The organism is Pseudomonas sp. FP453, from assembly GCF_030687495.1.
Classification (GTDB): Bacteria; Pseudomonadota; Gammaproteobacteria; order Pseudomonadales; family Pseudomonadaceae; genus Aquipseudomonas.
Genome location: NZ_CP117435.1, coordinates 6,150,369 through 6,175,139, shown reverse-complemented (window position 1 = coordinate 6,175,139; position 24,771 = coordinate 6,150,369). Strand labels below are relative to the sequence as shown.

The following is a 24,771-nucleotide window of genomic DNA, read 5'->3' as shown; positions in this document are numbered from 1 at the left end:
TCGTTCCCACGCTCCGCGTGGGAACGCCGCCCCGGACGCTCCGCGTCCCGCTGTCGTAAGACGTGTCAGAACCTCATCCGCCATTGCCCCATCAGGCCCTGGTTGCTGCTGTGGGTGCCGTTTTCAGCCATATAGGCCAGGCCGAGGCTGTGGTTCGAAGACAGATTCAAGTCCAGCCCCGCCAACAGGCTCAGGCTGTTGCGGTCCAGGGAAGAGCCTTGGATGGTGAAGTCATCGATGCCGCCCTGGCGAAAGGACTGGCGCACCTGGCTTTCGACGTCGCCATACAGGTGTTTCCAGCCTGCGCTCAGGTGTGGCGTGAGGCTCATCTGGTTATCGAACCGAATCAGCCTGGCCAGGCGCAGGCCAACGGTGCTGTTCAGGTTTTGCTGGGTCTGTGCATCGACATTCAGTGCTGTCGGCCCCCCTTGCTCCCTGAAACTGTCCCGGCTGTAGCGCTGGTAGCCAAGCCCGGCAAACGGCTCGATGCTCAGGCTGCCAGTGCCCAGTTGGTAGCCCACTTCACCGAACACATTCTGGCTTGTGGCGTTGTAGCTGCCCTTGAGCGTGTCCTTGTAACTGAGGATCTCGACGCCGCGTCGATTCTGCCCGGCATGGCTGCTGTAGATCGCCCCCAGGCGCAACGCCAATGGGCCGTCCTGGCGCACGGCGTAGGCGCCCAGGTGCCAGCTGTCCAGGTCGGCGGTGAAGCGTCGGGTGTCGAAGCGACTGCTGGACTTGGCCCCCAGCACCCCGACTCGCCATGCATGATCGACTGCCCAGTCTGCGCCCAGGAGCACGCCCTGGTTGGCCGTGTTCAGGCCGGCGGTGCCGCGCTGGCTGTCGAGGCCGCCTTCACTGCCGAGGTTTTTGACCCAGAAGTGGCCATCGGTGTCGGTGGGCAGTTCGCGCAGGGTCGAGAGCACGCGGCTGCTGAGTTGCTGGGTGGTGCTCTGTGTTGCAGCGGCGAGGTTGGCATTCTGGCTACCGGCCAACTGTTCGAGAGCTGCGCCGAAAGCGTTCGGTTGCTGCGCGAGTTCGGCGTAGCGTTTTTCCAACGCCTTGAGCTGTTCAGAGGTCAGCTGACCAGATTCCAGCAGGCGAACCAACGCCGGCTCCAGCACCTTCGCCACCTGCCGGCCATTGTGTGTGGTGGCTTGGCGGATGATAAAGCCGTCGATGGACGCGGCTTCAATGTTCGGCTCATACGCCCATTCGTCATCCAGCGCGTCGTAGGGGTGAGGCCAATAGGGCATGGACTCGATGTCGCCGCGTGCTTGCGCGTGGGGAAGGCTGGCGGCTACCGCGAGGCTGATGAACAGTACGATTCTGCGGGGGGTTATGGGCATGAATTCCCGACCTCTTGTGGATGAGGTCGGGAATTTAGCGAGATGGCGGGGGGATAACTGTCAGGGCCAACACTCTTGGTGTGCGGGAGTTGTCTCTATTGGCGCGGGTTTCAAATAGGGTCAGCATTTTATTGCGTACAAAATCACACAGCCGTCATCTACCTGCATTTTATTGCAGTTTCTCGGTGTGCAAATGGGCGTGGCAAGCTGCGCCGTCACTACAACTGAGCATCAGCTGCGGCGCACATACCCCTTGCCATAATGCCGTTCCATCCGCGCCTGGATCAGTTCCAGCCCCAGCGACAGCACCCAGTAGATGATCGCAGCGGTGGTCAGCATCTCGATATAGCGATAGCTCGACCGGCCGTAGGATTGCGCCAAAAACATCACTTCCCACACGCCCATCACCGAGATCAGCGACGAGTCCTTGAGCATCGAGATGAACTGGTTGGTCGCCGGCGGGATGATAGTGCGCATGGCCTGGGGCAAGGTCACGTGCCAGAAGATCGCACTGTCGCGCATGCCCAGGGCCAGGGCCGCTTCGCGTTGGCCGTGGGCGACGCCAAGGATGCCGGCGCGGAAGATTTCGCTCAGGTAAGCGCCGTAGTTCAGCGACAACGCGATGATCCCGGCGACGATGGCGCCCGGCACCAAACCCAGCTGCGGCAGGCCGAGGTAGATCAGCAGGATCTGGATCAGCAGCGGCGTGCCGCGAAAGAACGACGCGTAGAAGCTGGCGATGCCAAAGGCCACGGCGCTTTTCGACAAGCGTCCCAGCGCGGTGACGAAACCCAGCACCGACGAAATCACCATGGAGCACAGGCATAGGAACAACGTCAGCGCCGCGCCTTGCAGGAAGCCGTTGGGCGCCAGGTGCAGGCCGACCAGGTTGGGCAGCTTGTCGAGGATGATCGAGAACTTCAGGTCAAAGCTCAGGAAGAAGCTGGCGAACAGGCAGAACAGCGCGGCCCAGGTCAGGTAGAGCCGCGTGCGAAAGCCAAACAGCCGCTGCACGCGTGATTCGCTGATCTTTGGAGGTGTAGGAAACGCTGTCATTGGCTGATGTCGGCGCCGATCCATTTTTGCGACAGCTGGCTCAAGGTGCCGTCCTGTTTCAGCTGGGCGAAGACTTCACGCACCTTGCTGTCCCACTGCGGGTCGCCTTTTTCGATGGCCACCGAGTTGGGCTCCGAATACAGCGGCTCGCCAGCGAGCTTGAAGCGCTTGTCTTCGCTCAGGCGCGGTTGCGCGGTAACCAGGTTGGTGAGGATCGCATCCAGGCGCTTGCCGGCGCCGAGGCCGAGGTCCTGGAAGGCCACGTTGTCGGTGTCGTACGGGGCGATCTGCACGTTGTCGAACGGGTACTGCAACTGGGTGTCTTCGGCGCCTTCGATCACCAGGTTTTTGTTCAGGTAGCTTTCATAGCTGGAGGCGCTGGTGAGGCCGACTTTCTTGCCGCTCAAGTCCTTGGCGCTGTGGATGCGGTCGTCCGTGGCGTTGACCACGATCACCGCGGGCGACGCGTAGTACTCCACCGGGAAATCGAACACTTCGGCGCGGGCCTTGCTCGGGGTCATGGAGCAGATGCAGATGTCGTAGCGCCCGCTCCAGCGGCCGGCGGCGATCACGTCCCAGGACGGGGTTTCCAGGCGCAGCTTCACGCCGAGCTTTTGTGCCACGGCCTTGGCCACATCGACGTCGAAGCCGTCCAGTTGGTTTTGCTCGTTCAAGAAGGAAAACGGCGGGTAGCTTTCCATCAGCACACCTACCAACTCTTTCTTTTGCTCGATGCGGTCCAGCGTGGTGCCGCCGAAGGCTTGGGTAGAAGCAGCCAGAATCGTCAGGCCCAGGGCCAGCAGCGGTTTAAGTTTCATGAAGAGCACCGTTAGAAAAAAGAGTTGTTATGTACTGAATTGAACGTATTAAATAGTTATAAGAACGACTCTCATAGTGAGTTATTTTCATAAGCTTATGAGTAAAAAGCATATGGCCAACGCAACAGTAATTCTCGATGGCGGCATGGGCCGTGAACTGCAACGCCGTGGCGCGCCGTTCCGGCAGCCGGAATGGTCGGCGCTGGCGTTGAGCGAAGCGCCGCAGGCAGTGGAAGCGGTGCACGCGGCTTATATCGAAAGTGGCGCGAACGTCATCACCAGCAACAGCTATGCGGTGGTGCCATTCCATATCGGCGAGGCGCGTTTCGCCGCCGAAGGCCAGGCCTTGGCGGCGCTGGCGGGTGAATTGGCGCGGCGTGCCGTGGACGCGTCGGGCAAGGCCGTGCGGGTGGCTGGCTCGCTGCCGCCACTGTTTGGCTCGTACCGCCCCGACCTGTTCGAGCCGCAGCGCGTCGCCGAGCTGCTGACGCCACTGGTGCAAGGCCTGGCGCCGTTTGTCGACCTGTGGCTGGCCGAAACCCAGAGCTCCATCGCCGAAGCGCGCGCCATCCAGGCCGGGCTGCCAAAGGACGGCAAACCGTTCTGGCTGTCGTTTACCCTCAAGGACGAAGACACCGACGACGTGCCGCGCCTGCGCTCCGGCGAGCCGGTGGCGGACGCGGCCGAAGCAGCGGCGCAGTTGGGGGTGCAGGTGTTGCTGTTCAATTGCAGCCAGCCCGAAGTGATCGGTGATGCGATCGATGCCGCGCGTCAGACGTTCGAACGCCTGGGCGTGCAGATTGACGTAGGCGCCTACGCCAACGCCTTCCCGCCGCAACCCAAGGAAGCCACGGCCAACGATGGCCTGGACCCGTTGCGCGACGACCTTGACCCGCCCGGCTACCTGCACTGGGCCGCCGACTGGCAAGCGCGTGGTGCCAGCCATCTGGGCGGGTGCTGCGGGATCGGGCCGGAGCACATTGCGGTACTGGCCCGGCAGTTGGCGGGTTGAACCAGCACTGAACCGAATGAGTCAGCGGCGAGGCTCCTCAAGCTTCAGGAACACGGCCAAGGTGACGGGGTCGTTCAGTCTGCGCAGGACATTGTCCAGCGCTGAACGGTTATTGAGTGTTTGTTGTGTTTCGCTGGGGAGTCGCGCCAGGTATTTGTCGTCGATCTTGAGATGGGCCGCCGTGAACTGACTGGCCGGCGCCTTGAGGGTGGAGTAGTGAAAGTGCGCCAGCCATAACGGCTGATGGAGGTTGGCTGAGTCGCAAATGAAATATTCCTGGAAGTAGTCGTTGAGCTGCTGGGTCTTGATTCTGCCTGTTTCATTGCGCGTCACCCGGACCTGGTCGTTCTCGATCAGCCACTGAAAGTAACCCTGCCGGGGCTTTCGCAGCTTGAGCATGGTTGCTCTGATGTTGATACCTTCCTGGCGCAACCGGGCTGCGCCTTCTTTGAGTTCGACAGCCATGTTGGCTACCGGAAGGGCTTTGCCAGCCTGCCTGGCGGCGGCATGTAGCGGTTCGAAGGCGTCGAGGGTCTGTTCCAGCGTGAGGGCATGCAGATCGAACAGGTCCTGCATGTCGGCGGGTATTCGAAAGGGTTTCAGCGCGCTTTTTTTCGTGTCACGGATAAAAGCGTCGAGCCCATTGGTCAGTTGGAGCCCTTGGTTGGTGATGTCGCTGTAGTCGCTTGTTTGTTTCGGCGGCTGTTTCTTCAACGGCTGGATGAGTGTCAACGGTTCCTGCTGGGGGATGTTTTCCGTTTCCTTGGGCTGATCGCGCGGACGTTTTTTGATGATCCTGGCTGTTGGATACGGCTTGGACGTAGACGGCTTGGCAGGTTTGCGCCCGGAAAGACCGGCCTCGGCTTCCTGTTGAAGTCGGCTGCCAATATTGCTCTGGACCAACAGGAGGAATTCGTTGACGACGCTTTTCAGGTTTCCAAGGGCATTGGGGTTGACCCGTTCTGGAAACTCGCCAGGCAGCTCGTCTATCCGATTGCTGATGCTCTGGAGTTCTTCGACCTTCGCGGCCAGTGTTTCCAACTGTGCCTCGTGGGGGGCATCCTTCAATATTTGCGTTATGTTTCTGCTGGCCGCAGTGGCACGCTCCACCACTGCGTAGACGGTACTTCGGGCTTCAGCCATGTCTTGCGCGGCTTGCTCACGTACGCACAGTTCGGCGGCGCTCGCGATTTCATTGGCTTTCAATTCCCAGCGGGAGTGAAACTGCGCGGATACTTCGATCTGGCGGGCGGTCAAGGCCCCGGCGGCTCCCATGCGGGACAGCTTATGTCTTGCGACACCCAGCTCGTTGAGCTTGGCGTCTATTTCCCTGCCCATGGTGGTGGCTGCGTTGATGTCTGTCGGGAGTTGTTGCCGAGCGTTCACCTCATCGGACTCGCGGCTTTTCAGGACGCGCTCGACAGCGGCGTTGTAGGCGACGTGCTTGAACGCGATCCAGGTCATCAGGTAGGTGTTCAAACTCTTGTATAGCTTGAGCAGCTTGTCCTCATAGCCGATGGTGCCGCCTTCGTCTCTCCACTTCTCCAGCAGCGCCAGTGACGTTTGACGATTGCTGATCAGCTCCTGGGACTTGGACAGGCTTTGGTCCAACAGGGTCGCGGTGGTGGGGGACTTGAGCAGGGTGTGCATCTCTTTTTTCAGCACCTTTTCATGTTGCTCCAGCGTTTCGCATTGTTGCTCCAGGGGCTTGAGTTTCTGAGCTCTGAGCAGCCGCGAGGCCTTCAACTTGCTTTTCAAGCTTTCGTTGCTGCGCAGCAGGCGCAGATCCGTGTTGATACGCCAGGTGCCTGCTGGCGTCTTGGCCAGGCAAGGTCCTGTGAGCGAAGGGTTTTCAGGGTCGAGAACGTGAATGTTGGCATCGTCATCTTCAGCCACCTGGAACCACCGCTGATCCACTTGGGCATAGGTTTTTTCCGCCTCGTCGTAAAGCGCAGGACGCTGCTCGGGGGCGGGCTTGTTGCTGAGGTCCGGTGCCTTGACCTTGTACGCGTCCAGGTAGGTGTCCCACTGGGCCGGCGTCCGGCGCGGTACGACGCCCTCGACAGCCAGCGTCGAGAATTGACTGTGTGCCAGTACACCGCCTGAGGCCGTGGTCCGTATTTGTGGGGTTGTGGGCAAGGGGGGGCTGGGGTGGCTCGGTCTTGGGGATTTGGCTTTGCCCCTGCGCAGGGGCCCGGCCTTATGGGTAATGACGATGGCCAAGGCCATGAGCACGTCGCCCAGGCGTTGCCACTTGATCAAACTGTTGCCCTGTTCAGGGGCATCCAGCACGTGCTGGAGCTGACCGAAAATTTGCCAGACCCATACCGCCGTAGCGACGTTGCCGTTCATGAAGCTTGAAGCGGCATTGAAGATCGCCCAGGCGCTGTCTTCCAGCAATGCCCAGCGCCGCTCTGCGTTGGAGAGCGATTCACGATCCGCCAATTCCGTCATGGCCTTTGCGTTGGCATCAAACAACGCGGCAAAAATATCGCCCTTCAGCTCGGTTTTGGAAAACACCGGGCTGCCTCCCCATTCCAGCAGTTTCGACGGCGTCGTCACGAGCTCTCTGATCAGCCAGGCCGAGGTCAGACCTGCCGGGAAGATGTACTGGGAGTAGTTGAAACTCAACTGCCGGTTGGGTAGCCACGCCAATATGGAGTCCCGGACCTCCCCCGGCTGGTGCAGCTCATACTTCAGGTTTTGCAGGGACGGGAACTGTAGCAACGGGTTTTCGAGTAATGGGCGATACAGCAGGCACGGTCCTTTTTGCCAGTCCCGGGGGCCGATGATGTAGACGTTGAGGACATCGTCGAATGTGTGGCTGATGCGCAGGCTGGGCCGTATCGACAATGGGCGGATAACGATAGGGTCCGCCGTGCCGGGCGTCGGGTTGACCAGTTCATTGATGTAGCGATAGCCCTGCTCGTCGACATTGCCTTGGTGGGTGAGTTTGCATTCCAGCGCCAGCAGTGGCAGCAGCGAGCGCAGTTGCTGGATGTAAAAATTCTTTTGTCGGAGGGCTTCGTGTGGGTCGTCAATCAGCTTTTCTCTGATCAGTTGCGGATATACCCGGCCGATATCGACCTGTTCTGAAATCTGCGTCAGGTACTTGTCCGTGAGCCAGCCGGGCACTGTTTTCCCGTCCTTGAAGCGCACGGTTGCCTGGTAGGGCGGGGTGTTGCTGAGTGCATATTCACCCAGGGTCTGCGTGTAGCTTCCCACTGGGTTGGGCAGCGTAAAAGGCCCGACGTTGAGAGGTTCCGTAAGGGTGATTTGTATCTCGTCGAGTGGCAGCTTGTCGGCACCGACGTTGTGTTTGTCGGCAATGATGGCGTTGCGCATCTTCTCTTGAGCGAAGGCCTTGATGGGTTGGATCTGGAACAAGTCCGCGGGCACATCGCCGTACAGCGAGCTCAGGTCGAGCATGTGCTGGCTGTAGTCGTTCAACGCCTGGGGTGAGGCATCGCGCAACCATTCGGGAATCGCACCATCGAGCATGTTCAGGCGCTGTGTATCCGGGTCGGTGTCCGGCGGCGCTGCGGCTGGGGAGAACTGCTCCAAAAGGTTGCTGAAGCCCTCGATTTCGATGGCGTTGAGCTGGGTGGCGATCAGGGCCCAGGCCATGTGATCAAAAAAATCCCCCTCAGGTTCGACCAGGCGCAGCGACAGCGGCAACTCGCCCATCGACGGACTGAGCCTGGCCTGTGCCGATGCCGCTAAATCCTGCAGGGAGGCGAAGGTTTCGTAACCGTATTCGAGGGTGTACATCATCAGGATATCGGCGTTCCTGAACGTGCCTTGTATGACGGCGGTGCCGGCGAGCATGAGGTGTTTGAAGCTTTTGTCGTTCGGGGTGTCAATGTCGAGCAGGCACACCTGGATATGCGCCAGGTCGGGCCGCTGGAGAAGGCGTTGCTGTTTGTCGGGGTACATCGAGATCCCGCGTGCAATGTCACAGTGATCGGCATTCCAGCCCTTGACCTCCTGGATGTTCAGCGCGGCGGCCAGGCCGTCGGCCAGTTCATGCCAGCGCGGCAGGCGGGTCCCCGTGGCGTTCCAGAACGCCAGTTGCTGCTCCTTGAAGGCGACGAAAAACACCGGCGCCAAATCATTGAGCAATGTGGCGATCTGCTCGATGTTGACCGGCAATTGAATGGGGGGTTGCGCCATAGGCTGTTGAGTGAGGAAGTGCTCGCCCTGTAGATAGTTGACCGTGGTGCTTTCCAGGGCCAGCCGCGCCAGGACGTAGGTCAGGGGCGTGTATTGGGTGTCGACACAGGTCAGCTCGTTGTCGATGAACTCCCAGATCGGGGTGCCAACCACCGTTCTGCCGAGGTCAATATTCAGGTCGGGGTAGAGGGTGTCCAGTTCGGCGCGCAGTAGAGTGCTGGCCACTTCATTGCTGGTTGGCCCGTCCTCGGTCAGGCGGGTGAGCAGTGCTTTTTCCCTGAGGGGTTTCGGGCTTGGCAGGGCAGGCTGTATGGACGTTATTGCATTCATGCGGTTCTCCATGATCAGGACGGCGCGAGACGCCATTGCAGGGAGAACCTAAGGGATAGGGGGTGTAGGCCGGTGGTAGTTAGATAGGCGCGGTGCGGCATTCCAACAGCGTCTTCACCTGGGCATCGTCCTTGAAGTTCTCGTCCGACAGCCACCGTTCGAAGCCTGCCCCGATCGCCGGCCATTCCGCGTCGATGATCGAATACCACGCGGTGTCCCGGTTCCTGCCCTTCACCACCGTATGCTGGCGGAACACCCCCTCGAAGCTGAACCCCAGCCGCTCTGCGGCGTATTTGGAGCGGCCATTGGCGTTGTTGCACTTCCACTCCAGGCGGCGGTTGCCCTGGTCGAAGGCGTACTTGGCCAGCAGGTACACCGCCTCGGTGCTTTTGGGCGAGCGCTGCATGGGGGCGCCAAAGGTCACGTGGCCGATTTCGATACGGCCTTGCTCGGGCACGATGGACATCAGGCTGAGGATGCCTTGCACTTGGCCGGTCGCGCGGTCGATCACGCTGAAAAAGTACGGGTCGCTGTGGGCCGCGTGCTTGTTCAGCCAGTCATTGAATGCGCTGCGCTCGGGGAAAGGGCCGTAGGGCAGGTAGTCCCACAGCTTGGGGTCGGCGCCAGGGCCTTGCAAGGCTTCGAACAGAGCGTCGCCATGGCGCGCCGGGTCGAGCTTTTCCAGGCGGATGAAGCGCCCTTCAAGCAGTTGCACCGTGGGGGCCGGGACGCCTTTCCAGTCGGCGAGGGAAGTGGACATGCTGCGCTCCTTAAAGACCTTTGCGAAATTGGATAAAGCCGGGACGTTCGGCGATGCGTTCGTAGAGTTGGATCGCGGTGGCGTTGGTCTCGTGGGTCAGCCAGTGCACCTTGGCGCAGCCGTCGGCCTTGGCGGTGGCGTAGACGAATTCGATCAGCTTGCGGCCCACGCCGGTGCCGCGTTGGCTCGGGTCCACCAGCAGATCCTGCAAGTAGCAGGAATTCTCGATGCTCCAATTGGAGCGGTGATAGATGAAATTGACCATGCCCACCGCCTTGCCGTCCTGCCAGGCCAGTGCCGAGTAGGTGGGCTCGCTGGCGTCGACCAGGCGCTGCCAGGTGCTTTGGCTGACCGCGTCCGGCAGTTCGGTGTTGTAGAACTTCAAGTACGCCTGCCACAAAGGCAGCCACGCAGCGTGGTCGGCGGCGCTGACCTGGCGGATATCGATCTGACTCATTCTGCAACTCCTTGGGGAATAGAGCGGGCGAGGGTGTGGTCGCGTGCATCCGGGCTGGCGGCCAGGCCCTCACGCACGCCGGCCATGTCGGCCGGGCTACGGTTCTGGCTGAGCTTGCGCGTGCCGATCAGGCGCTCCATCGGCAGGGCAAAGCCGACGATGGCCTTGAGCATGCCGTCGATGTAGTCGGCCGGGGCATCGCTGACCTTCCACGGTTGGGCGCGCGTGCCTTCATGGCGATCCGTCAGCGCAGTGACGACCGCCAGCAAACGCTCGGCATCGTCGAACACTTCGGCTTTGCCGTAGGCATGCACGGCGATGTAGTTCCAGGTGGGCACGACTTTGCCGTGCTCGGCCTTGGCCGGGTAGAACGCCGGGCTGATGTAGGCCTCGGCGCCGGCAAAGATCACCAGCGCTTCGCTGCCATTTTGCAGGTCGCGCCACTGCGGATTGGCCTTGGCCAGGTGCCCGTAAAGCGTGCCGTTCGGGCCTTCTTCGGGCTGGAGCAGCAGCGGCAAGTGACTGGCCAGCAGGCCCTGTTCGCCAAAGGTCACCAACTGCGCCAGGCGGGTGTGCTGGATCAGCTGATGCAGTTCGGGCAAGTCGTCGAGGGCAAAGGCGCGGGGTGTGTACATGGAAATATTCCTTGGCGAATGCCAGCATCCTAGGCAGGCTAATGGATCGTGGAAAGATCCATCTGGCACCCATTTCATAGGTCCAATATGTCGCCCATCACGCCGCCGTTGTCCTTCAACCCTGCGGGAATCGAGTTGGATCGTCGCCAAGGGCTGACACGCCAGCTGTATGACGCCCTGCGCCAACGGGTGCTGGACGGACGGCTGGTCAGTGGCACGCGCTTGCCCGCCAGCCGCGACTTGGCGGCGGCGCTGTCGATCTCGCGCAACAGCGTGGTGCGCGCCTACGATCAGCTGTATGCCGAAGGCTTTATCGAAAGCCGGGTCGGTGATGGCACTTATGTGGCGCAACTGCCTGCGGCAAAAAAACTATCCACAAAAGTATCCACAGGCTTACGCACAGGCTTATCCCCAGCCTTATCCACAAAATGGTCAAATTTGCCGGAAGATCTCGACAATGAAGTTATCCACAGCGGCGGTTTGGCGCGGATAAAAACCCACCATCTGTCACAACCTCCAGCGGGGCCGCCACGGGCCTTTCGCGTGGGCGTGCCGGCGTTCGATCTGTTCCCGTTTGAAGTGTGGGCCAAGCTGAATGGGGCCTTCTGGCGCAAGCCAGACCTGGAACAACTGTGTTATGGCGACCCGGCGGGGGATGCCCGGCTGCGCAGTTTGATCGCGGCTTATTTGCGCAGCTCCCGGGGCATGCAGTGCGCGGCTGAACAAATAGTGATCACCAGTGGCGCACAGCAAGCGATTAGCCTTTGTGCACAGTTGCTGGTGGAGCCCGGCGACGGCGTCGCTGTGGAAAACCCGGGCTACCGCGCGGCAGGTCATGCGTTTGCCCTGGCCGGGGGGAAATTGCACGGCGTGCCGGTGGATGGCGAGGGTATCGACTGCCAGGTGCTCAACACGCTGGAAGACTGTCGTGTGGCCTACGTCACACCGTCCCATCAATACCCGCTGGGGGTGGTGATGAGTCTGGCGCGGCGCCTGGAATTGCTGGCCTGGGCCGCGCGCACGGGCGGCTGGATCATCGAGGACGATTACGACGGCGAGTACCGCTACAGCGGCGCACCCTTGTCTCCCCTGGCGGCGCTGGATCGCAGTGGCCGGGTGCTCTATGTCGGCACCTTCGGCAAGGTGGCGTTTCCGGCCTTGCGCCTGGGCTATCTGGTGCTGCCGCCGGGCCTGGTGGACGCGTTTTCCCGGCGCCGGGCCGTGGACATGCGCCACTCCGAGGTCAGCACCCAGGCGGTGATGGCCGAGTTCATGGCCGCCGGGCACTTTCAGCGCCACATCCGGCGCATGCGCCGGGCTGCGTTGAGCCGGCGCAATGCCTTGCTGGCCGGTTGGCCTTGCGGCTTGCCCGGTATGGGCGAACTGCCCAGCGTTGCGGCGGGGCTGCACATGACGGTGCGCGTGGACAGCCTGGCCCGCGAGCAGCAGTTGCTGACGCAGGCTCACGCGGCGGGGGTCGAGATCAACGGCTTGAGCAGCTATTGGCTGGCGCAATCGACCACGCCCGAGGACCAGCGTGCCGGCTTGGTTTTGGGTTTTGCGGCGGTGCCTGAGGCTGACATCGCCGAGGCGCTGGCGCGGTTGCGCCAGGCTTGGCGTATTGCCCGTTAGTTCAGAGCAAAAAAGCAATCTGTGTTCGCCCATCAGGTACCGGATTTGATCTTGGTCCAGGCGCGCGTCCGCGCACGCTCGGCATCACGGGCCAACGGTTTCAAGGTGTACAGCGTGGTCATCGCCGCATCGATCGGGTACAGGTTGGGGTTGTTGCGGATCGCTGGGTCCACCAGCTCGGTCGCATCCTTGTTCGGGTTGGGGTAGCCGACAAAGTCGCTGACCGGCGCGATCACCTGGGGTTGCAACAGGTAGTTGATAAAGGTGTAGGCGTCCTGCGGGTTCTGCGCACCTTTGGGGATGGCGAGCATGTCGAACCAGATCGGCGCGCCTTCCTTGGGCAGGCGCATGTCCACGGTCACGCCGTTCTTGGCTTCCTTGGCGCGATTGGCAGCCTGGGAAAAACTCCCCGAGTAACCCACGGCCACGCAGATGTCGCCATTGGCGATATCGGCCATGTATTTGGAGGAGTGGAAGTAGGTGATGTATGGGCGGATTTTCATCAGCAGCGCTTCAGCCTTGACGTAATCCTTGGGGTTGCTGCTGTTGGGGTCCAGGCCCAGGTGTTGCAGGGCCAGCGGCAGGATCTCCGACGGCGAATCAAGCAAGGCCACGCCACATTGCTTGAGCTTGCTGATGTTTTCTTCCTTGAAGATCAGGTCCCAGCTGTCCACCGGCGCGTTCGGGCCCAGCACGGCCTTGACCTTGTCCGGGTTGAAGCCGATCAGGATGGTGCCGTACATGTAGGGCACGGCGAACTTGTTGCCGGGGTCGTTGGCTTCGATCAGCTTCATCAGCTTGGGGTCGAGGTGGTTCCAGTTGGGCAACTGGCTGCGGTCCAGGGGCTGGAACACGCCGGCTTCGATCTGCTTGGCCAGGAACACGTTGGACGGCACCACCACGTCATAGCCGGAGTTGCCGGTGAGCAGCTTGGCTTCCAGGGCTTCGTTGGTGTCGAAGATGTCGTACACCAGCTTGATCTGCGGGTTCTGCGCCTTGAAGTCTTCCAGCGCCTTGGGGGTGATGTAGTCGAACCAGTTGTAGACCTTGAGGGTTTTTTCTTCGGCCTGCACGGCGCCGCTCAAAACGGCAGCGCACAGGGCCAGGGAGGTGAGCATCTTCATCGGGCAGATCCTTCTTGTTCGAAACCTTCGAGGACGTTGACGGCGTTGATGCCGATTTCTTCCACAGCGTAGCCGCCTTCCATCACGAACAGGGTGGGCTTGCCCAGGCGCGCGAGGCGTCGGCCCATGGCCAGGTAGTCCGGGCTGTCGAGCTTGAACTGGGAAATCGGGTCGTCTTTGAATGTGTCTACGCCCAGGGACACCACGATGATGTCGGCGGCGTAGTGTTCGGTTTGCTTGCACGCCTCCTCCAGCGCTGCGCTCCACTGCTCCCAACCGGAGCCGGCCGGCAGCGGATAGTTGAAGTTGAAACCTTCGCCTGCACCTTGGCCCCGTTCATCGGCATAACCGAGAAAAAACGGAAACTCCGCTTCCGGGTGGCCATGGATCGAGGTGAACAGCACGTCGCTGCGTTCGTAGAAAATCGACTGGGTGCCGTTGCCGTGGTGGTAGTCCACGTCGATGATCGCGACCTTTTGCCGGCCCTGGTCGAGAAACGCCTGGGCGGCGATGGCGGCGTTGTTGAGGTAGCAGTAACCGCCCATCAAGTCGCTGGCGGCGTGATGCCCAGGGGGGCGGCAGAGGGCAAAGGCACTGTGGGCGCCTTGTTGGATCGCCTGCTGGGCGGTGAGTGCCACTTGCGCCGCGCTGTAGGCGGCTTGCCAAGTTCCAGCGGTGATCGGTGCGCCGCCATCGAAGCTGTAGTAACCGAGTTGGCCATGCAGGCTGGTGGGTAACACTCGGCGCAGGGTGCGTGCGGGCCAAGTGTAGGGCAGCAGGTCACCGTCCTGGCCGTATTCGGTCCAGCGCGCCCAGGCACCTTTGAAGAAGTCGAGATAGTCGCGGCTGTGGATGCGTTGCAGGGGCGCCAGGCCGAAGTCTTGCGGCGCCTGCACCGGGCCGAGGTTGCGGTCCTTGACCCGTTGCAGCACATGGTTGGCGCGCGAAGGCATTTCGAAGCAGGGCATCAGTTGCCCGTCCATCAGCTCGCAGCGTCCGTGGTGCAGATGGTGATCGTCGGAGTAGATCGTCAGCATGGGTGCTCCCCGCAGGCTCGTTGTTGTGCCTGGCAGTGTTGCGGCCCGCGCGAATCATGAGAACGGCAGGAGCGGCCAGAAGGGGATAGATATGGCCAATGGTATTGACCGTAATTCGCCCTTCAATGGCGCATAAGGCTGGGCGCCACCCCGCTCCAGCGCACAAACGCATGGCGGAAACTCGCGGTTTCGCTGAAGCCCAATTGTTCGGCGATGCGATGAATCGGCATCTGGTCTTGTGCCAGCCACTGCTTGGCCTGCTCAAAGCGCAACTCATCGAGCAATTGCTGATAGCTGCAACCCAAGGCGTGCAGGTGTCGGCGCAGCGTACGTGCAGAGCACTTCATCTGCGCAGCCAAGCCCTCCAGGCCGGGGGCGGCGTGCAGTTGGTCAGCCAGCAATTGGCGCACACGGTTGAGCCAGGCCTGGCGCCCGGTGAACTCGGAATTCTGTTTGCGGCAGCGCTCGGCCATGGCGCGATGGGTGATGGCATCTGCCAGGGGCAGGGGTTGTTGCAGCCAGTGCTGGTCGAAGGCAAACCCGCTGGCGGTGGCATCGAATTGCAGCTGGCACTCGAACCGCTCGGTATAGCGGGCGTGGTAGGCCGGTGCCGGGTAGTCGAAGCGCGCTTGATGCAGGGGCAACGTGCGGCCAAGCAAGTCATCGCAGATAACTTTCATCGACACCAGGCAAAACTCCACATTGAACGCTGCCAGTGCCGGGCTCTCCCGATAGTCGCCAGCGGTTAGCCAGACCTGCCCGCCGTCCTCCACCAGGCTCAGCTCGAAAAGTGTTCCCAATAGCGCCGGGTAGCGCAGCGCCAGGCGCAAAGCGTCACCTAAGGTGGCACTGGTGAGCAGGGCATAACCCAGCAGGCCGTAGGACGACACGTGCATGCGCTGGCCCAGGTCCAGGCCGATGTCGTGGCGCAGGGCCACGGCATTGGCGCATACCCGCAGCTCCTGGCACGTGGTGATGCGGCTGTCGGCACGGCTCAAGTCGGCCATGCCTATGCCGCTGCCCGCGAGCAGTGTCTCGCCGGGCAGGCCGTGGTCCTTGAAGGTCGCCAGGACCAGGGACACGGCGTTGAGGGTGGTGAGGTGCGAATGCAACATGGGCGGCCGATGTCAGAGGGTTAGCGCCAATGCAGCAAGTTGTGTGCCGCCGTTTGGCTTATTGATCCGGCTGCCAAAAACGCCACCTGGATTTAGCCTTGGACACTTCAAAAAACAGGTCCTGGGCCGGTTTCAGGCTGATTTCGCTGCGCAGGTAGGCGAGCCTTTCCCATTCGTTCGCGCTCGAAATGGAGGCGGAGTCGCTGGCCGCACCCTGCTCCTCGACGGTCTTGAGCCGGCCGGATACGTAGCGCTCGGGCGATATCCATGACTCGGTGTAGTGAAATTGCGCGTACCAGAGGATGTCTTTGGTCGACCGATCGCGAATCAGGTATTCATCCAGGAACAGCAGTTTGGGGGGCTGTGGTGAGCGGTTCGCGCAGCTTGGTCTGGGTGATGGTTATGGCGTTGTGACGCTTGAGCCACTCGACGCTGGCCACGGTCGGAGGGGACTCCTTGAGCATTCTCGACATATGGGCATCGCTACGTCTGAACAGGTCGTTTTCCTGGGTTTTCAGCGCTTGATCGATGAATTTCGCCGAGGCGATATCTTTCTCGCTGGCTTCGCCTTGCGCGAGTGCGTGGCTGATGACGTTGCGGGTGCTTTCCAGTTCATAGGCCTGCTGGCGAAACAGGTATTCGATGCCGCAGGCGGTTCGTTTCGGTGTGGTGGCAAGGCGTTCTGCACGCTCGAGGAAAGCCGGCATGTCGTCCAGTAACGCTTGGCCTTCACTGGCCGCGGCGAACACCGCCATCGGCGGGGTTGTCGGTGGGGTTGCCCAGTGCCGCAACCATATGCCGTCCTTTTCGCGGTAAGTGGCGACGACTTTTTCGGTCACCGGCGAAATGATATCCACCAGGCCCGTGTCTTGCCCCGTCCAGTCCAGGCGCGGCTTGCCGATAAGCAGGCCGGCATGGCGCGTGCGGATAATTTTCCTTTGCAGGGGGGCTGCCGCAGGCATCGGTTTGCCGCGGCGGCGTACCACTTCGCGTTCGGCACTCACCAACGACAGGTTGTTCGTGGTGTCTTTGGCGAACCGCTTGAGCTGGTCCTGCAGTGCCCGGACGTTTTCGCCCCGGGCATACTCGGCATACTGCGACGAGAAGTCTTCCAACTGTTCGTCGAGCATTTGGAACTGTTCGACCAGGTGGTTCAAGATATCGATGCGCTCGTCCATGCGCGATTCGCTGCGTTCGTACACGGTATCGCGCAGGCCCAGGACGGCGAGGTCGGCGGTGTCGACAATCCGGTCGATGCTGTTCCAGGCCTTGGATTGGCTGATCGTGCTGCTTGCGGCCAGGCACAGGTTACGGGCCATGGTCACCTGTATAGACCTGACATCGACGCTTTTATAGGCCGGCATTTCCCGTTGGATTTCCTGGCGCAGAATGGCGCCGTCTTCGCCCAGTTGGCGCAGTTCATCGAAACGCGTGTCCATGTATTCCAGGTGCTTGAGCATTTCCGCACAAAGGTCGTTCATCAGGCGGGCCTCATCGATGTAGCGCTCTTGGGGCATCTGGGCCTGTCGCACGATTTTGGGCAGCATCTCTTGCATGCGCGGGGTGAACCGAGTGCCGGTTTCCCTGACCCCGTTCAGGGTCATGGCGGCCTGGTTTTTGACATATCGGAGGGCTCTTTCCGCGTATCTGGGTGAGAACTCGTGGATGCTTATCTGCTTGAGCCCCTGCAGCGCCGTTTCGTACGTGCGGCAGATGTTTTTCAAGGTGCGCAGATAGGCCCGCCGGTTGGCTTCCGCCATCGTGCCGGATGAGGCGGCTGCCGACCCTTCCATGGCGCCGTGGGCGTCATCCAGGTTTTTGCTGGAGGCCTTTTTCGACCTCGTGGAAGTTGCTCAGTTGTTTTTTCAGCGTGGATGCGCGCTGCTCCGCCAGGCTGGTCGCCTTTCGGGCCAGCACGATCGGGCCGCCTCCGCGCAGGCGCAGGCGCGTGTCGACGAACCATTGGCCCTGCCGGTTATGTATCAGGGGGCGGGCCGGTACGCAGCGGTTGGCTGGGATCGACAATGATGGCTCGATCATTCTCATCCACCTGTACTTCGAACCAGCGCTCACCCACTGGGGCGTAGTATTTTTGCCCCCCCTGATACAGGTGAAGGTGAGGCCCCGCGGTGCTGATCTGCGTGCCCAAGGTGTCGGGCCTGGGGACCTTGAAGCGGTCCAGCACGATGCCCAGTCGTACGGGGGTGTTGTTGAGGGCGCCGCTGGTGTGCAGGGGGCGGGGGTGATCGTACGGCAATTGTTCGGGGGTGACGGTGGGCAACTGACGGATAGTGAGCGGTTCTGCCTTGGGGGCGGAAATGGGGGGGGCGAGGCGTTCTTCCGTCGACTCGGCCGCGCTGGACGGACGGGGCGAGGTGCGAGACGCAGCATGCAAGGCAATGGCCATGCCGAGGTTGAGCAGCAGGTCGGACAGCGCGGCCCACGGTGATTGGCGTGTGGGATGCTCCTTGGCGTCCTTGAGTGCCTCCAGTTGATCCATGATCTGCCAGACCCACGCGGCGGTGTTCACTGTGCGCCCGAGGAAGGGCAAGACGCCGTTGAATATCGCCCAGCCTGCGCGTCTGAACGTGGCCCAGCGGGCTTCGGCATTCGACACCGCCTGGCGGTCGGCCAGGGTGATCAGGGCGTTTGCATTGGCGTTGTACAGCGTGGTGAACAGGTTGCCGTCGATGGCGTCGCCGCCCAGGTGCAGCGGCCCGCTCAGGCTGGCGAGTTTGAGTGGGTTGGTGGCGACTTCGGCGACTGTCCAGGGGGACGGAATTTTCGTCGGGAAGACGTAGTGGCTATAGTCGTCGCGCACGTCATCGGGCAGCCAGGCCAGCACCGATTCGCGCAGGTCGGGGGACTGCTGGATGGCGTACACCAGGTTGGCGGGTGAGGGGTATTGGGTCAGGGGCTTGTCGAGCAGGGGCCGATAGAGCAGGCACGGACCGCTGGCCGGGTCCTGCGGGCCGATGACAAACATATTCGCGACGATATCCGCCGTTCTGTTCAGCCGCAGGCTGGGCAACAACGCCAGTGGGCGCACGACGATGGCGATGTCATCCACCTGCCGGTCGGATTTTTCCGCCTCCATCGCCGCCGCGACAAACCGGAAACCCCGCTCATCGATCCCGAATTCCCGGCGGATCTTGGCCTGCAACGCCAACAGCGGCAGTTGAATGCCCAGGTGATAGGCGTAAAGCGTGCCGCGGCGGTCGGCTTGCGCGGGGTCATCCAGCAGTGTGCTTTTGATCAAGCGAGGATAGGCGTTGCCAATGTCGATGCGGCTGATCAGTGTCTCCAGGTAGTCCACGGTGAGCCATTCGGGCAGCGCGCGTGGCGGGTTGTGTTCGAGGCTCTTGATGCCCAGAGGCACGTCAATCAGATTTTGCAGGGCCAGCTGGCTCATGCTGTACAGGGTGGTATCGAACTGCCACGGCAAGGGGAACAACCCCCACCACCACAGGGCTTTGGACCTTCAGTTGAAGGGTGTCCAGCGACAGGTTGGTGGCGTCGGGGTGATCCTTGCGAATTTCTGCTTCCAGCTTGTCCAGGGCGTATTGCTCGATGGGCGCAATGCCCTCGTCGTAACTCTTGCCCTGGTAGAAGGTGTTCAGGGCCGACAGGTCTTTCATGTAGCGGGAGTAGCTGTTCATGTCCGAAATCGACGCATCGGCCAGCCAGTTGGGAAGGGCTTGCTGCAACCAGTCGATATCCTGCCCCGGGCTTTCGCCGTAGGGCACGGCGCCGGGTGGGCCTGCCAGGGCCAGCGGGCTGACGCCTTGGCCACGCAGGTCGGAAAAGTCGATGGCGCCGATCGCTTCGATCTGCATCGTCACCAGGGTGCAGGCCAGGTAGTCGAAGAAGTCCCCGTCGGGCTCCACCAGGCGCCACTGGATTTTTTTGTGGGTGATCGCAGTGTCCAGCAGCAGCGGCAGGTCCTGGCCCAGTGCGTCAAGCGTGGCGTATTTGCGAAAGCCCAACAGCATCGAGTGGGCGAGGATGACCTCATGCTTGTCCTGCTTGCCGATCACCACGCTGACCAGGTGCTCATTGAGGTGGGTGACGTTGCCTTGGTCATCGATCTGATCGACGTCCAGTACATACGCGTGAGTGCCAAAACTGTCGGTGGGCGCTCGTTTCGCCAGCTCGGGGGCCTGGGCCACTTGACGTGCCATCTGGCAATCTTCATCGGTCCAACCGCGTATTTCGCTGACGTTCCAGAGGTCGCGCAGTACCACGGACAGCTCGTGCCAATGCGGGCCGCTGCCGCCCACGGTCTGGTCCCAGAACGCCAACTGCTGCTCCTGATAGCCGCGGATCATCACCGGCGCCAGCACATTGATAATCAGGGCAATGTCTTCAATGCGCACGGCCAGGTGCACAGGCGGTTCGGTGAGCGGTAAGGGCGTGAGAAAGTGAATGCCGTCGATAAACAGGGACGGCACGGCCAGTACTGCCTGCCGCGCCAGGATGTCGGTGAGCGCCTGGTAGTGCGGGGGCTTGGCGACAATCTCGCCGTGGACGATCTCCCAGCTTGGCGTGCCGACCATGACGACGTCCGGGTCGATATGCAGGTTGGGATAGCGTTCTTGTAATTTCAGGCGTAACAGGTACGCGGCCACCTCGCGAAAGGCCGGGCCGATGGCCAGTTGGTTGATTAATGAAGACGTGAAGCGAGCGCGTGGGGTGCGACGCGGTGATGCGCTGGTGACGACGGGAGGCATGGGCATTCCTGATGTGCGTTAGCAAGGACAACCACCTGAAGGTGGGTGGTTGCCATGCTAGAAAGCGCTCAATCAGAAAGGCGGTGCATATCTACAGGGCTCGGCTCAGCCGAGTTCACCGCACAGGTTGGTCTCCACCAGGCGGCGGATGTGCGCGTGATCCAATCCAGCGCCGACCAGCGCATTGAGCTTGCCGAACGCGGCTTCACGGGTCATGCCGCCGCCCGACAGTACGCCCACACCGCGCAAACGGCTGCCGGCTTCGTAGACGTCCAGTTCAACGCCGCCTTCATGGCACTGAGTGATCGCGACCACCACCACGCCTTGGTCCTGCGCCCGCTGGAGGCTTGCGAGGAACTCAGGGTTGTCGCTGGGGCCGGTGCCGCTGCCAAAGCACTCCAGGATCAGCGCCTGGATGCCGCTGTCGATCACGGCGTCCAGCTGCGCCGCACTGATGCCGGGCACCAGCGGCAGGACGCCGATGTTGGCCAAGGCTTTTGGCTGGCGATAGTCCAGCGCGTGGGGGATGGATTCGGCACGGGCCACGCCGCCCTGGCGATTCAGCGCCGCGAACGGGTTGCGGCCGAAACTGCGGATTTTTGCACAGGCCGTCGGTGCCATCAGTGCGCCATGGAAGTGCAGGTGCACACCCGGGGCCAGGCCTGCGGCCAATGCCTGCAAGGCACCGCTGACATTTTCCCAGGCATCGCTGTCCGGCACGCCGGCCGGCAACATGGAGCCGGTGAACACCACCGGCGCCGGCAGGCCCAGGAGTTGGAAGCACATGGCCGCCGCGCTGTAGGCCAGGGTGTCGGTGCCGTGCAGGATCAGCACGCCATCGCAGCCTTGGTCCACGGCGTCGATCACCGCCGTGCGCAGGCGCTGCCAGTAGGCGGGGGTCATGTTGGCGCTGTCGATCAGCGGGGCCATTTCCTGGAATTGCCAGGCCGGCAGTGGTTGGCCGGCAAGTTGTTCACGCATACGCGCTTCGAAGCCGGATGCGGGGGCCAGGCCATTGGCGCTGGCCTGCATGCCGATGGTGCCGCCGGTGTAGAGCACCATGACGTTGCTAGATGGGGACATCGAATTTTCTCCTGAACGAAAAACGCCGCACGGCCCCGAGCATGCCCAAGGTCGTGCGGCGTGTCATCTCTCTACGCTTAGCGCTGGGCTTGGGCGTTGAGTTCAGCCGATGGCGCTGCTTCCGGTTTTACCGGATTGGCCGGCCAGGCCTTGCGGTCGAGGTCCAGGTCAGGGAACTGGCTGGAGTCGAACACCGGCGTCTTGATGCCTGCGGCGCGCTGCTTGTCGTAGTCGTTCAGGATGCGCATGGCGATCTTGAACAGGAACGCCAGGGCGAACAGGTTGACGAAGGCGAGCATGGTCATGGTGATGTCGGCAAACGCGAACACGGTGCTCAGGTTCTCGATCGAACCCCAGAAGATCAGCACCAGCACCAGCGTGCGGTAGCCGATCAGCACCTTGCGGTTGTTGCCCACCAGGAAGCGCAGGTTGCTCTCGCCGAGGTAGTAGTTGTACATGATCGAGGTGAACACGAACAACGCCAGGGCCACGGAGATGAACATGCGGCCCCAGTCGCCGACCACGGCCGCCAGGGAGTTCTGGGTCAGGGCAATGCCGTCGCCTTCAAAGCCTGGGGTGTAGAAGCCGGAGAGCAGGATCAGCAACGCGGTGCAGGTGCAGATCACGAAGGTGTCGAGGAACACGCTGAACGCCTGGACCACGCCCTGGGCAATCGGGTGCTCTACGGAAGCCACCGCCGCCACGTTAGGCGCACTGCCCAGGCCGGCTTCGTTGGCGAACACGCCGCGCTTAACACCCATGATGATCGCGCTGCCCACCAGGCCACCGAAGGCTTGGTCGAGGCCGAAGGCGCTCTTGACGATGGTCATCAGCATGGCCGGCACGTGGTCGAATTGCAGCACGATCACGTACAGGGTCACGGCGATGTAGACCAGGGTCTTGACCGGCACCAGCAGGTCGGCGATCGAGGCGATGCGCTTGATCCCGCCGATGAACACCAGGCCCAGCAATGCCGCGAGGGCCAGGCCGGTGTAGGTGGTGTCGAGGCCGAAGGCGTTGTTCAGCGAGTGCGTCACGGCGTGGGCTTGCAGGCCGTTGAAGGCGAAGCCGAAGGTCACCAGCAGCAGGAACGCCATGACCATGCCCAGCCAGCGCTTGTGCAGGCCGTGCTGGATGTAATACGCCGGGCCGCCACGGTAGGTGCCTTCTGCGTCGGTACGCTTGTACAACTGGCCGAGGGAGCATTCGATAAAGCTCGAAGACATGCCCACCAGCGCGGTGACCCACATCCAGAACACGGCACCCGGGCCACCCAGGGTCACGGCAATGCCGACACCGGCGATGTTGCCGGCACCGACGCGGCCGGCCAGGCTGAGCATCAGCGCCTGGAACGAGCTGAGTTGGTCGGAGCTGCTCTTGAGGCTGTCTTTGAACACCGAGAACATGTGGAAAAAGTGACGCAGCTGTACGAAACGCGAGCGAATCGTGAAATAACCGCCGAGCCCGACAATGAGCACGATCAGTACTTTCCCTGAGAGGAAGTCGTTGATGACTTCGAGCATGGAGTGTTCCTCGCTGATTTTTCTAATGGCAAACGCAGGACGGTGCGACGCCGTCGCTTGGCACCAGGCAGTGCGCGACAGTTCGACCCCAATCCTTTTGCGGGTTGTTATTCATGCGGTTTCGCGTGTGTACCCGGGCCTCGTTACCGACGGCCGCAGCGCGAAGAGGGGCGGCACTATACCTAGGAGCGCGTGATCCGTCTGCACGGGGCGATTAAAGGTTTCAGCAGGGGGGCGGGCTTGCAGGGCGATATTGGAGTTTTTATGGGCTTCATTTCACAACCTTGAGGCAAAAAAAAGGGCCTGAAGAACGAGCCTTCAGGCCCTCAAAAGGTGAGAGGTGTCTAGTCCCTCAACCTGGTGAGCGGTGCAACAAACGCTTAGGCCTTCAGCGGGACCAAACGTGGAGCGATCATGTTTTCCGGGCGCAGGATGTCGTCGAGCATGGCGTCGTCGAGCAAGCCTTCTTCGCGCACCAGTTCCAGCACGCCGCGGCCGCTTTCAAGGGCGATACGGGCGATGCGGGTGGCGTTTTCATAGCCGATGTACGGGTTCAGCGCGGTGACCAGGCCGATGGAGTGCTCCACCAGTTCGCGGCAGCGCGCTTCGTTGGCGGTGATGCCGACGATGCAGTGTTCGCGCAGCATGTCCATGGCGCGCTGCAGCAGGCGGATCGAGTCGAAGATCTTGAAGGCGATCAAAGGCTCCATCACGTTCAGCTGCAGTTGGCCGCCTTCGGCTGCCATGGTCAGCGCCAGGTCGTTGCCGATCACTTGGAACGCTACCTGGTTAACCGCTTCCGGGATCACCGGGTTGACCTTGCCGGGCATGATCGAGCTGCCTGGCTGACGCGCTGGCAGGTTGATCTCGTTGATCCCGGTACGTGGGCCGCTGGACAGCAGGCGCAGGTCGTTGCAGATCTTCGACAGCTTCACCGCGGTACGCTTGAGCATGCCGGAGAACAGCACGAAGGCGCCCATGTCGGAGGTGGCTTCGATCAAGTCGGCAGCCGGTACCAGCGGCTGGCCGCTGATGGTGGCCAGGCGTTGTACGGCCAGGGCCTGGTAGCGCGGGTCGGCGTTGATGCCGGTACCGATGGCGGTGCCGCCCAGGTTCACTTCGGTCAGCAGCTCTGGCGCCAGGGTTTTCAGGCGGGCCAGGTCTTCACCGAGGGTGGTGGCGAAGGCACGGAATTCCTGGCCGAGGGTCATCGGCACGGCGTCTTGCAATTGGGTGCGGCCCATTTTCAGCACGTGGCCGAACTCGACGCCCTTGGCGGCGAAGGCCTGGATCAGGCTGTCGAGGCTGGCCAGCAGCGCGTCATGGCCCAGCAGCAGACCCAGGCGGATCGCGGTCGGGTAGGCGTCGTTGGTCGACTGCGCCATGTTCACGTCGTTGTTCGGGTGCAGGTACTGGTACTCGCCCTTCTGGTGACCCATGGCCTCCAGCGCGATGTTGGCGATCACTTCGTTGGCATTCATGTTGGTTGAAGTGCCAGCGCCGCCTTGAATCATGTCCACCACGAACTCTTCGTGGAAATCGCCGCGGATCAGCCGGGCACAAGCTTCGCTGATGGCAGCGTGCTTGGCTTCACTGAGCTGACCCAGCTCGCGGTTGGCGTCAGCCGCCGCTTGCTTGACCATTGCCAGACCGACCACCAATTTCGGGTAATGCGAAATCGGAACGCCCGAGAGGCGGAAGTTGTTCACCGCTCGCAGGGTCTGGATGCCGTAATACGCTTGTGCAGGTACTTCGAGTACGCCAAGCAGGTCTTTTTCGGTACGGAAAGATGCAGCGGAGGACATGACGGAAATCATCTCGATATGGACCCGGAACTGGCCGGAACGCTGCGAATGCTAGGCTTGTGTGAGTTTTTGGGCCAATGCTGTTCAGCACTGGGCTATGCATAAACGGCATAATGCAGGTGTGACCCGGCT

19 protein-coding genes are annotated in these 24,771 nt (G+C 61.7%); 2 read left to right on the top strand and 17 right to left on the bottom strand.

Annotated features, from left to right (window positions below):
- Nucleotides 1-65: 65 nt before the first annotated feature.
- The 3 genes from PSH87_RS28245 to PSH87_RS28235 all read right to left on the bottom strand — a co-directional run bounded on the left by PSH87_RS28245 (nt 66) and on the right by PSH87_RS28235 (nt 3,223).
- Nucleotides 66-1,349, bottom strand: coding sequence for an autotransporter domain-containing protein (locus PSH87_RS28245; protein WP_017739019.1), 1,284 nt, complete (start codon nt 1,347-1,349; stop codon nt 66-68).
- Nucleotides 1,350-1,580: 231 nt separating this feature from the next.
- Nucleotides 1,581-2,405: an amino acid ABC transporter permease gene (locus PSH87_RS28240; protein ID WP_305431911.1), complete on the bottom strand. Its 825-nt coding sequence runs from the start codon at nt 2,403-2,405 to the stop codon at nt 1,581-1,583.
- Nucleotides 2,402-3,223: an ABC transporter substrate-binding protein gene (locus PSH87_RS28235; protein ID WP_305431909.1), complete on the bottom strand. Its 822-nt coding sequence runs from the start codon at nt 3,221-3,223 to the stop codon at nt 2,402-2,404. The genes PSH87_RS28240 and PSH87_RS28235 overlap by 4 nt, the downstream gene beginning before the upstream one ends.
- Before the next feature lie 112 nt (nt 3,224-3,335).
- Here PSH87_RS28235 and PSH87_RS28230 point away from each other — a divergent pair, with 112 nt between their 5' ends.
- Complete coding sequence (locus PSH87_RS28230; RefSeq protein ID WP_305431907.1) at nt 3,336-4,235, top strand: homocysteine S-methyltransferase family protein; 900 nt, start codon at nt 3,336-3,338, stop codon at nt 4,233-4,235.
- Nucleotides 4,236-4,256: 21 nt separating this feature from the next.
- Here the strand turns inward: PSH87_RS28230 and PSH87_RS28225 are convergent, their stop codons facing one another.
- The 4 genes from PSH87_RS28225 to PSH87_RS28210 form a co-directional block, all read right to left on the bottom strand.
- On the bottom strand, nt 4,257-8,738 hold the full coding sequence (locus PSH87_RS28225) for a dermonecrotic toxin domain-containing protein (RefSeq protein WP_305431906.1): 4,482 nt from the start codon (nt 8,736-8,738) through the stop codon (nt 4,257-4,259).
- 79 nt (nt 8,739-8,817) lie between these two features.
- The gene (locus PSH87_RS28220; RefSeq protein WP_305431905.1) at nt 8,818-9,498 is read right to left on the bottom strand and encodes a GNAT family N-acetyltransferase; all 681 of its coding nucleotides are present in this window, start codon (nt 9,496-9,498) and stop codon (nt 8,818-8,820) included.
- 10 nt (nt 9,499-9,508) lie between these two features.
- Nucleotides 9,509-9,955: a GNAT family N-acetyltransferase gene (locus PSH87_RS28215; RefSeq protein WP_305431904.1), complete on the bottom strand. Its 447-nt coding sequence runs from the start codon at nt 9,953-9,955 to the stop codon at nt 9,509-9,511.
- Nucleotides 9,952-10,590 carry an FMN-binding negative transcriptional regulator gene (locus PSH87_RS28210; RefSeq protein WP_305431903.1) on the bottom strand — a complete coding sequence of 213 codons (639 nt, stop codon included), beginning with the start codon at nt 10,588-10,590 and terminating at the stop codon, nt 9,952-9,954. Before PSH87_RS28210 ends, PSH87_RS28215 begins: the two co-directional genes overlap by 4 nt.
- 87 nt (nt 10,591-10,677) lie before the next feature.
- On the opposite strand from PSH87_RS28210, the gene PSH87_RS28205 reads away from it, so the two are divergent.
- Entirely contained in the window at nt 10,678-12,222 is a 1,545-nt protein-coding gene (locus tag PSH87_RS28205; RefSeq protein ID WP_305431901.1) for a PLP-dependent aminotransferase family protein, read from the top strand.
- Nucleotides 12,223-12,254: 32 nt separating this feature from the next.
- On the opposite strand, the gene PSH87_RS28200 is transcribed toward PSH87_RS28205, so the two are convergent.
- The 10 genes from PSH87_RS28200 to aspA all read right to left on the bottom strand — a co-directional run bounded on the left by PSH87_RS28200 (nt 12,255) and on the right by aspA (nt 24,639).
- Complete coding sequence (locus tag PSH87_RS28200) at nt 12,255-13,346, bottom strand: polyamine ABC transporter substrate-binding protein (RefSeq protein ID WP_305431900.1); 1,092 nt, start codon at nt 13,344-13,346, stop codon at nt 12,255-12,257.
- On the bottom strand, nt 13,343-14,383 hold the full coding sequence (locus PSH87_RS28195; RefSeq protein WP_017739009.1) for a histone deacetylase family protein: 1,041 nt from the start codon (nt 14,381-14,383) through the stop codon (nt 13,343-13,345). Before PSH87_RS28195 ends, PSH87_RS28200 begins: the two co-directional genes overlap by 4 nt.
- A 122-nt stretch (nt 14,384-14,505) precedes the next feature.
- Nucleotides 14,506-15,498 carry an AraC family transcriptional regulator gene (locus PSH87_RS28190; RefSeq protein ID WP_017739008.1) on the bottom strand — a complete coding sequence of 331 codons (993 nt, stop codon included), beginning with the start codon at nt 15,496-15,498 and terminating at the stop codon, nt 14,506-14,508.
- A gap of 335 nt (nt 15,499-15,833) precedes the next feature.
- Nucleotides 15,834-17,291 (bottom strand): hypothetical protein, encoded by a 1,458-nt coding sequence (locus tag PSH87_RS28185; protein ID WP_305431898.1) that lies wholly within the window; start codon nt 17,289-17,291, stop codon nt 15,834-15,836.
- Between the two features lie 13 nt (nt 17,292-17,304).
- Entirely contained in the window at nt 17,305-17,538 is a 234-nt protein-coding gene (locus PSH87_RS28180) for a hypothetical protein (protein ID WP_305431896.1), read from the bottom strand.
- A complete protein-coding gene (locus tag PSH87_RS28175; protein ID WP_305431894.1) occupies nt 17,474-18,952 on the bottom strand; it encodes a dermonecrotic toxin domain-containing protein in 1,479 nt (492 codons plus the stop codon). Before PSH87_RS28175 ends, PSH87_RS28180 begins: the two co-directional genes overlap by 65 nt.
- Nucleotides 18,879-20,228, bottom strand: a complete 1,350-nt coding sequence (locus PSH87_RS28170; RefSeq protein ID WP_305431892.1) for a hypothetical protein — start codon at nt 20,226-20,228, stop codon at nt 18,879-18,881. The genes PSH87_RS28175 and PSH87_RS28170 overlap by 74 nt, the downstream gene beginning before the upstream one ends.
- A 105-nt stretch (nt 20,229-20,333) precedes the next feature.
- Complete coding sequence (locus PSH87_RS28165; RefSeq protein ID WP_305431890.1) at nt 20,334-21,311, bottom strand: asparaginase; 978 nt, start codon at nt 21,309-21,311, stop codon at nt 20,334-20,336.
- Nucleotides 21,312-21,388: 77 nt separating this feature from the next.
- Nucleotides 21,389-22,834, bottom strand: a complete 1,446-nt coding sequence (locus tag PSH87_RS28160) for a sodium:alanine symporter family protein (protein ID WP_017739005.1) — start codon at nt 22,832-22,834, stop codon at nt 21,389-21,391.
- A 380-nt stretch (nt 22,835-23,214) separates the two neighbouring features.
- Nucleotides 23,215-24,639, bottom strand: coding sequence for an aspartate ammonia-lyase (gene aspA / locus PSH87_RS28155; protein WP_017739004.1), 1,425 nt, complete (start codon nt 24,637-24,639; stop codon nt 23,215-23,217).
- Nucleotides 24,640-24,771: the final 132 nt, after the last annotated feature.

What these genes read in the sequence shown, in the direction of transcription:
- PSH87_RS28225 (WP_305431906.1), bottom strand. Translation starts at nt 8,738, where the DNA reads ATGAATGCAATAACGTCCATACAGCCTGCCCTGCCAAGCCCGAAACCC.
- PSH87_RS28185 (WP_305431898.1), bottom strand. Translation starts at nt 17,291, where the DNA reads ATGGAAGGGTCGGCAGCCGCCTCATCCGGCACGATGGCGGAAGCCAAC.
- PSH87_RS28165 (WP_305431890.1), bottom strand. Translation starts at nt 21,311, where the DNA reads ATGTCCCCATCTAGCAACGTCATGGTGCTCTACACCGGCGGCACCATC.
- PSH87_RS28230 (WP_305431907.1), top strand. Translation starts at nt 3,336, where the DNA reads ATGGCCAACGCAACAGTAATTCTCGATGGCGGCATGGGCCGTGAACTG.
- PSH87_RS28220 (WP_305431905.1), bottom strand. Translation starts at nt 9,498, where the DNA reads ATGTCCACTTCCCTCGCCGACTGGAAAGGCGTCCCGGCCCCCACGGTG.
- PSH87_RS28235 (WP_305431909.1), bottom strand. Translation starts at nt 3,223, where the DNA reads ATGAAACTTAAACCGCTGCTGGCCCTGGGCCTGACGATTCTGGCTGCT.
- PSH87_RS28180 (WP_305431896.1), bottom strand. Translation starts at nt 17,538, where the DNA reads ATGATCGAGCCATCATTGTCGATCCCAGCCAACCGCTGCGTACCGGCC.
- PSH87_RS28160 (WP_017739005.1), bottom strand. Translation starts at nt 22,834, where the DNA reads ATGCTCGAAGTCATCAACGACTTCCTCTCAGGGAAAGTACTGATCGTG.
- PSH87_RS28200 (WP_305431900.1), bottom strand. Translation starts at nt 13,346, where the DNA reads ATGAAGATGCTCACCTCCCTGGCCCTGTGCGCTGCCGTTTTGAGCGGC.
- PSH87_RS28190 (WP_017739008.1), bottom strand. Translation starts at nt 15,498, where the DNA reads ATGTTGCATTCGCACCTCACCACCCTCAACGCCGTGTCCCTGGTCCTG.
- PSH87_RS28210 (WP_305431903.1), bottom strand. Translation starts at nt 10,590, where the DNA reads ATGTACACACCCCGCGCCTTTGCCCTCGACGACTTGCCCGAACTGCAT.
- PSH87_RS28205 (WP_305431901.1), top strand. Translation starts at nt 10,678, where the DNA reads ATGTCGCCCATCACGCCGCCGTTGTCCTTCAACCCTGCGGGAATCGAG.
- PSH87_RS28240 (WP_305431911.1), bottom strand. Translation starts at nt 2,405, where the DNA reads ATGACAGCGTTTCCTACACCTCCAAAGATCAGCGAATCACGCGTGCAG.
- PSH87_RS28215 (WP_305431904.1), bottom strand. Translation starts at nt 9,955, where the DNA reads ATGAGTCAGATCGATATCCGCCAGGTCAGCGCCGCCGACCACGCTGCG.
- PSH87_RS28245 (WP_017739019.1), bottom strand. Translation starts at nt 1,349, where the DNA reads ATGCCCATAACCCCCCGCAGAATCGTACTGTTCATCAGCCTCGCGGTA.
- PSH87_RS28170 (WP_305431892.1), bottom strand. Translation starts at nt 20,228, where the DNA reads ATGCCTCCCGTCGTCACCAGCGCATCACCGCGTCGCACCCCACGCGCT.
- PSH87_RS28195 (WP_017739009.1), bottom strand. Translation starts at nt 14,383, where the DNA reads ATGCTGACGATCTACTCCGACGATCACCATCTGCACCACGGACGCTGC.
- aspA (WP_017739004.1), bottom strand. Translation starts at nt 24,639, where the DNA reads ATGTCCTCCGCTGCATCTTTCCGTACCGAAAAAGACCTGCTTGGCGTA.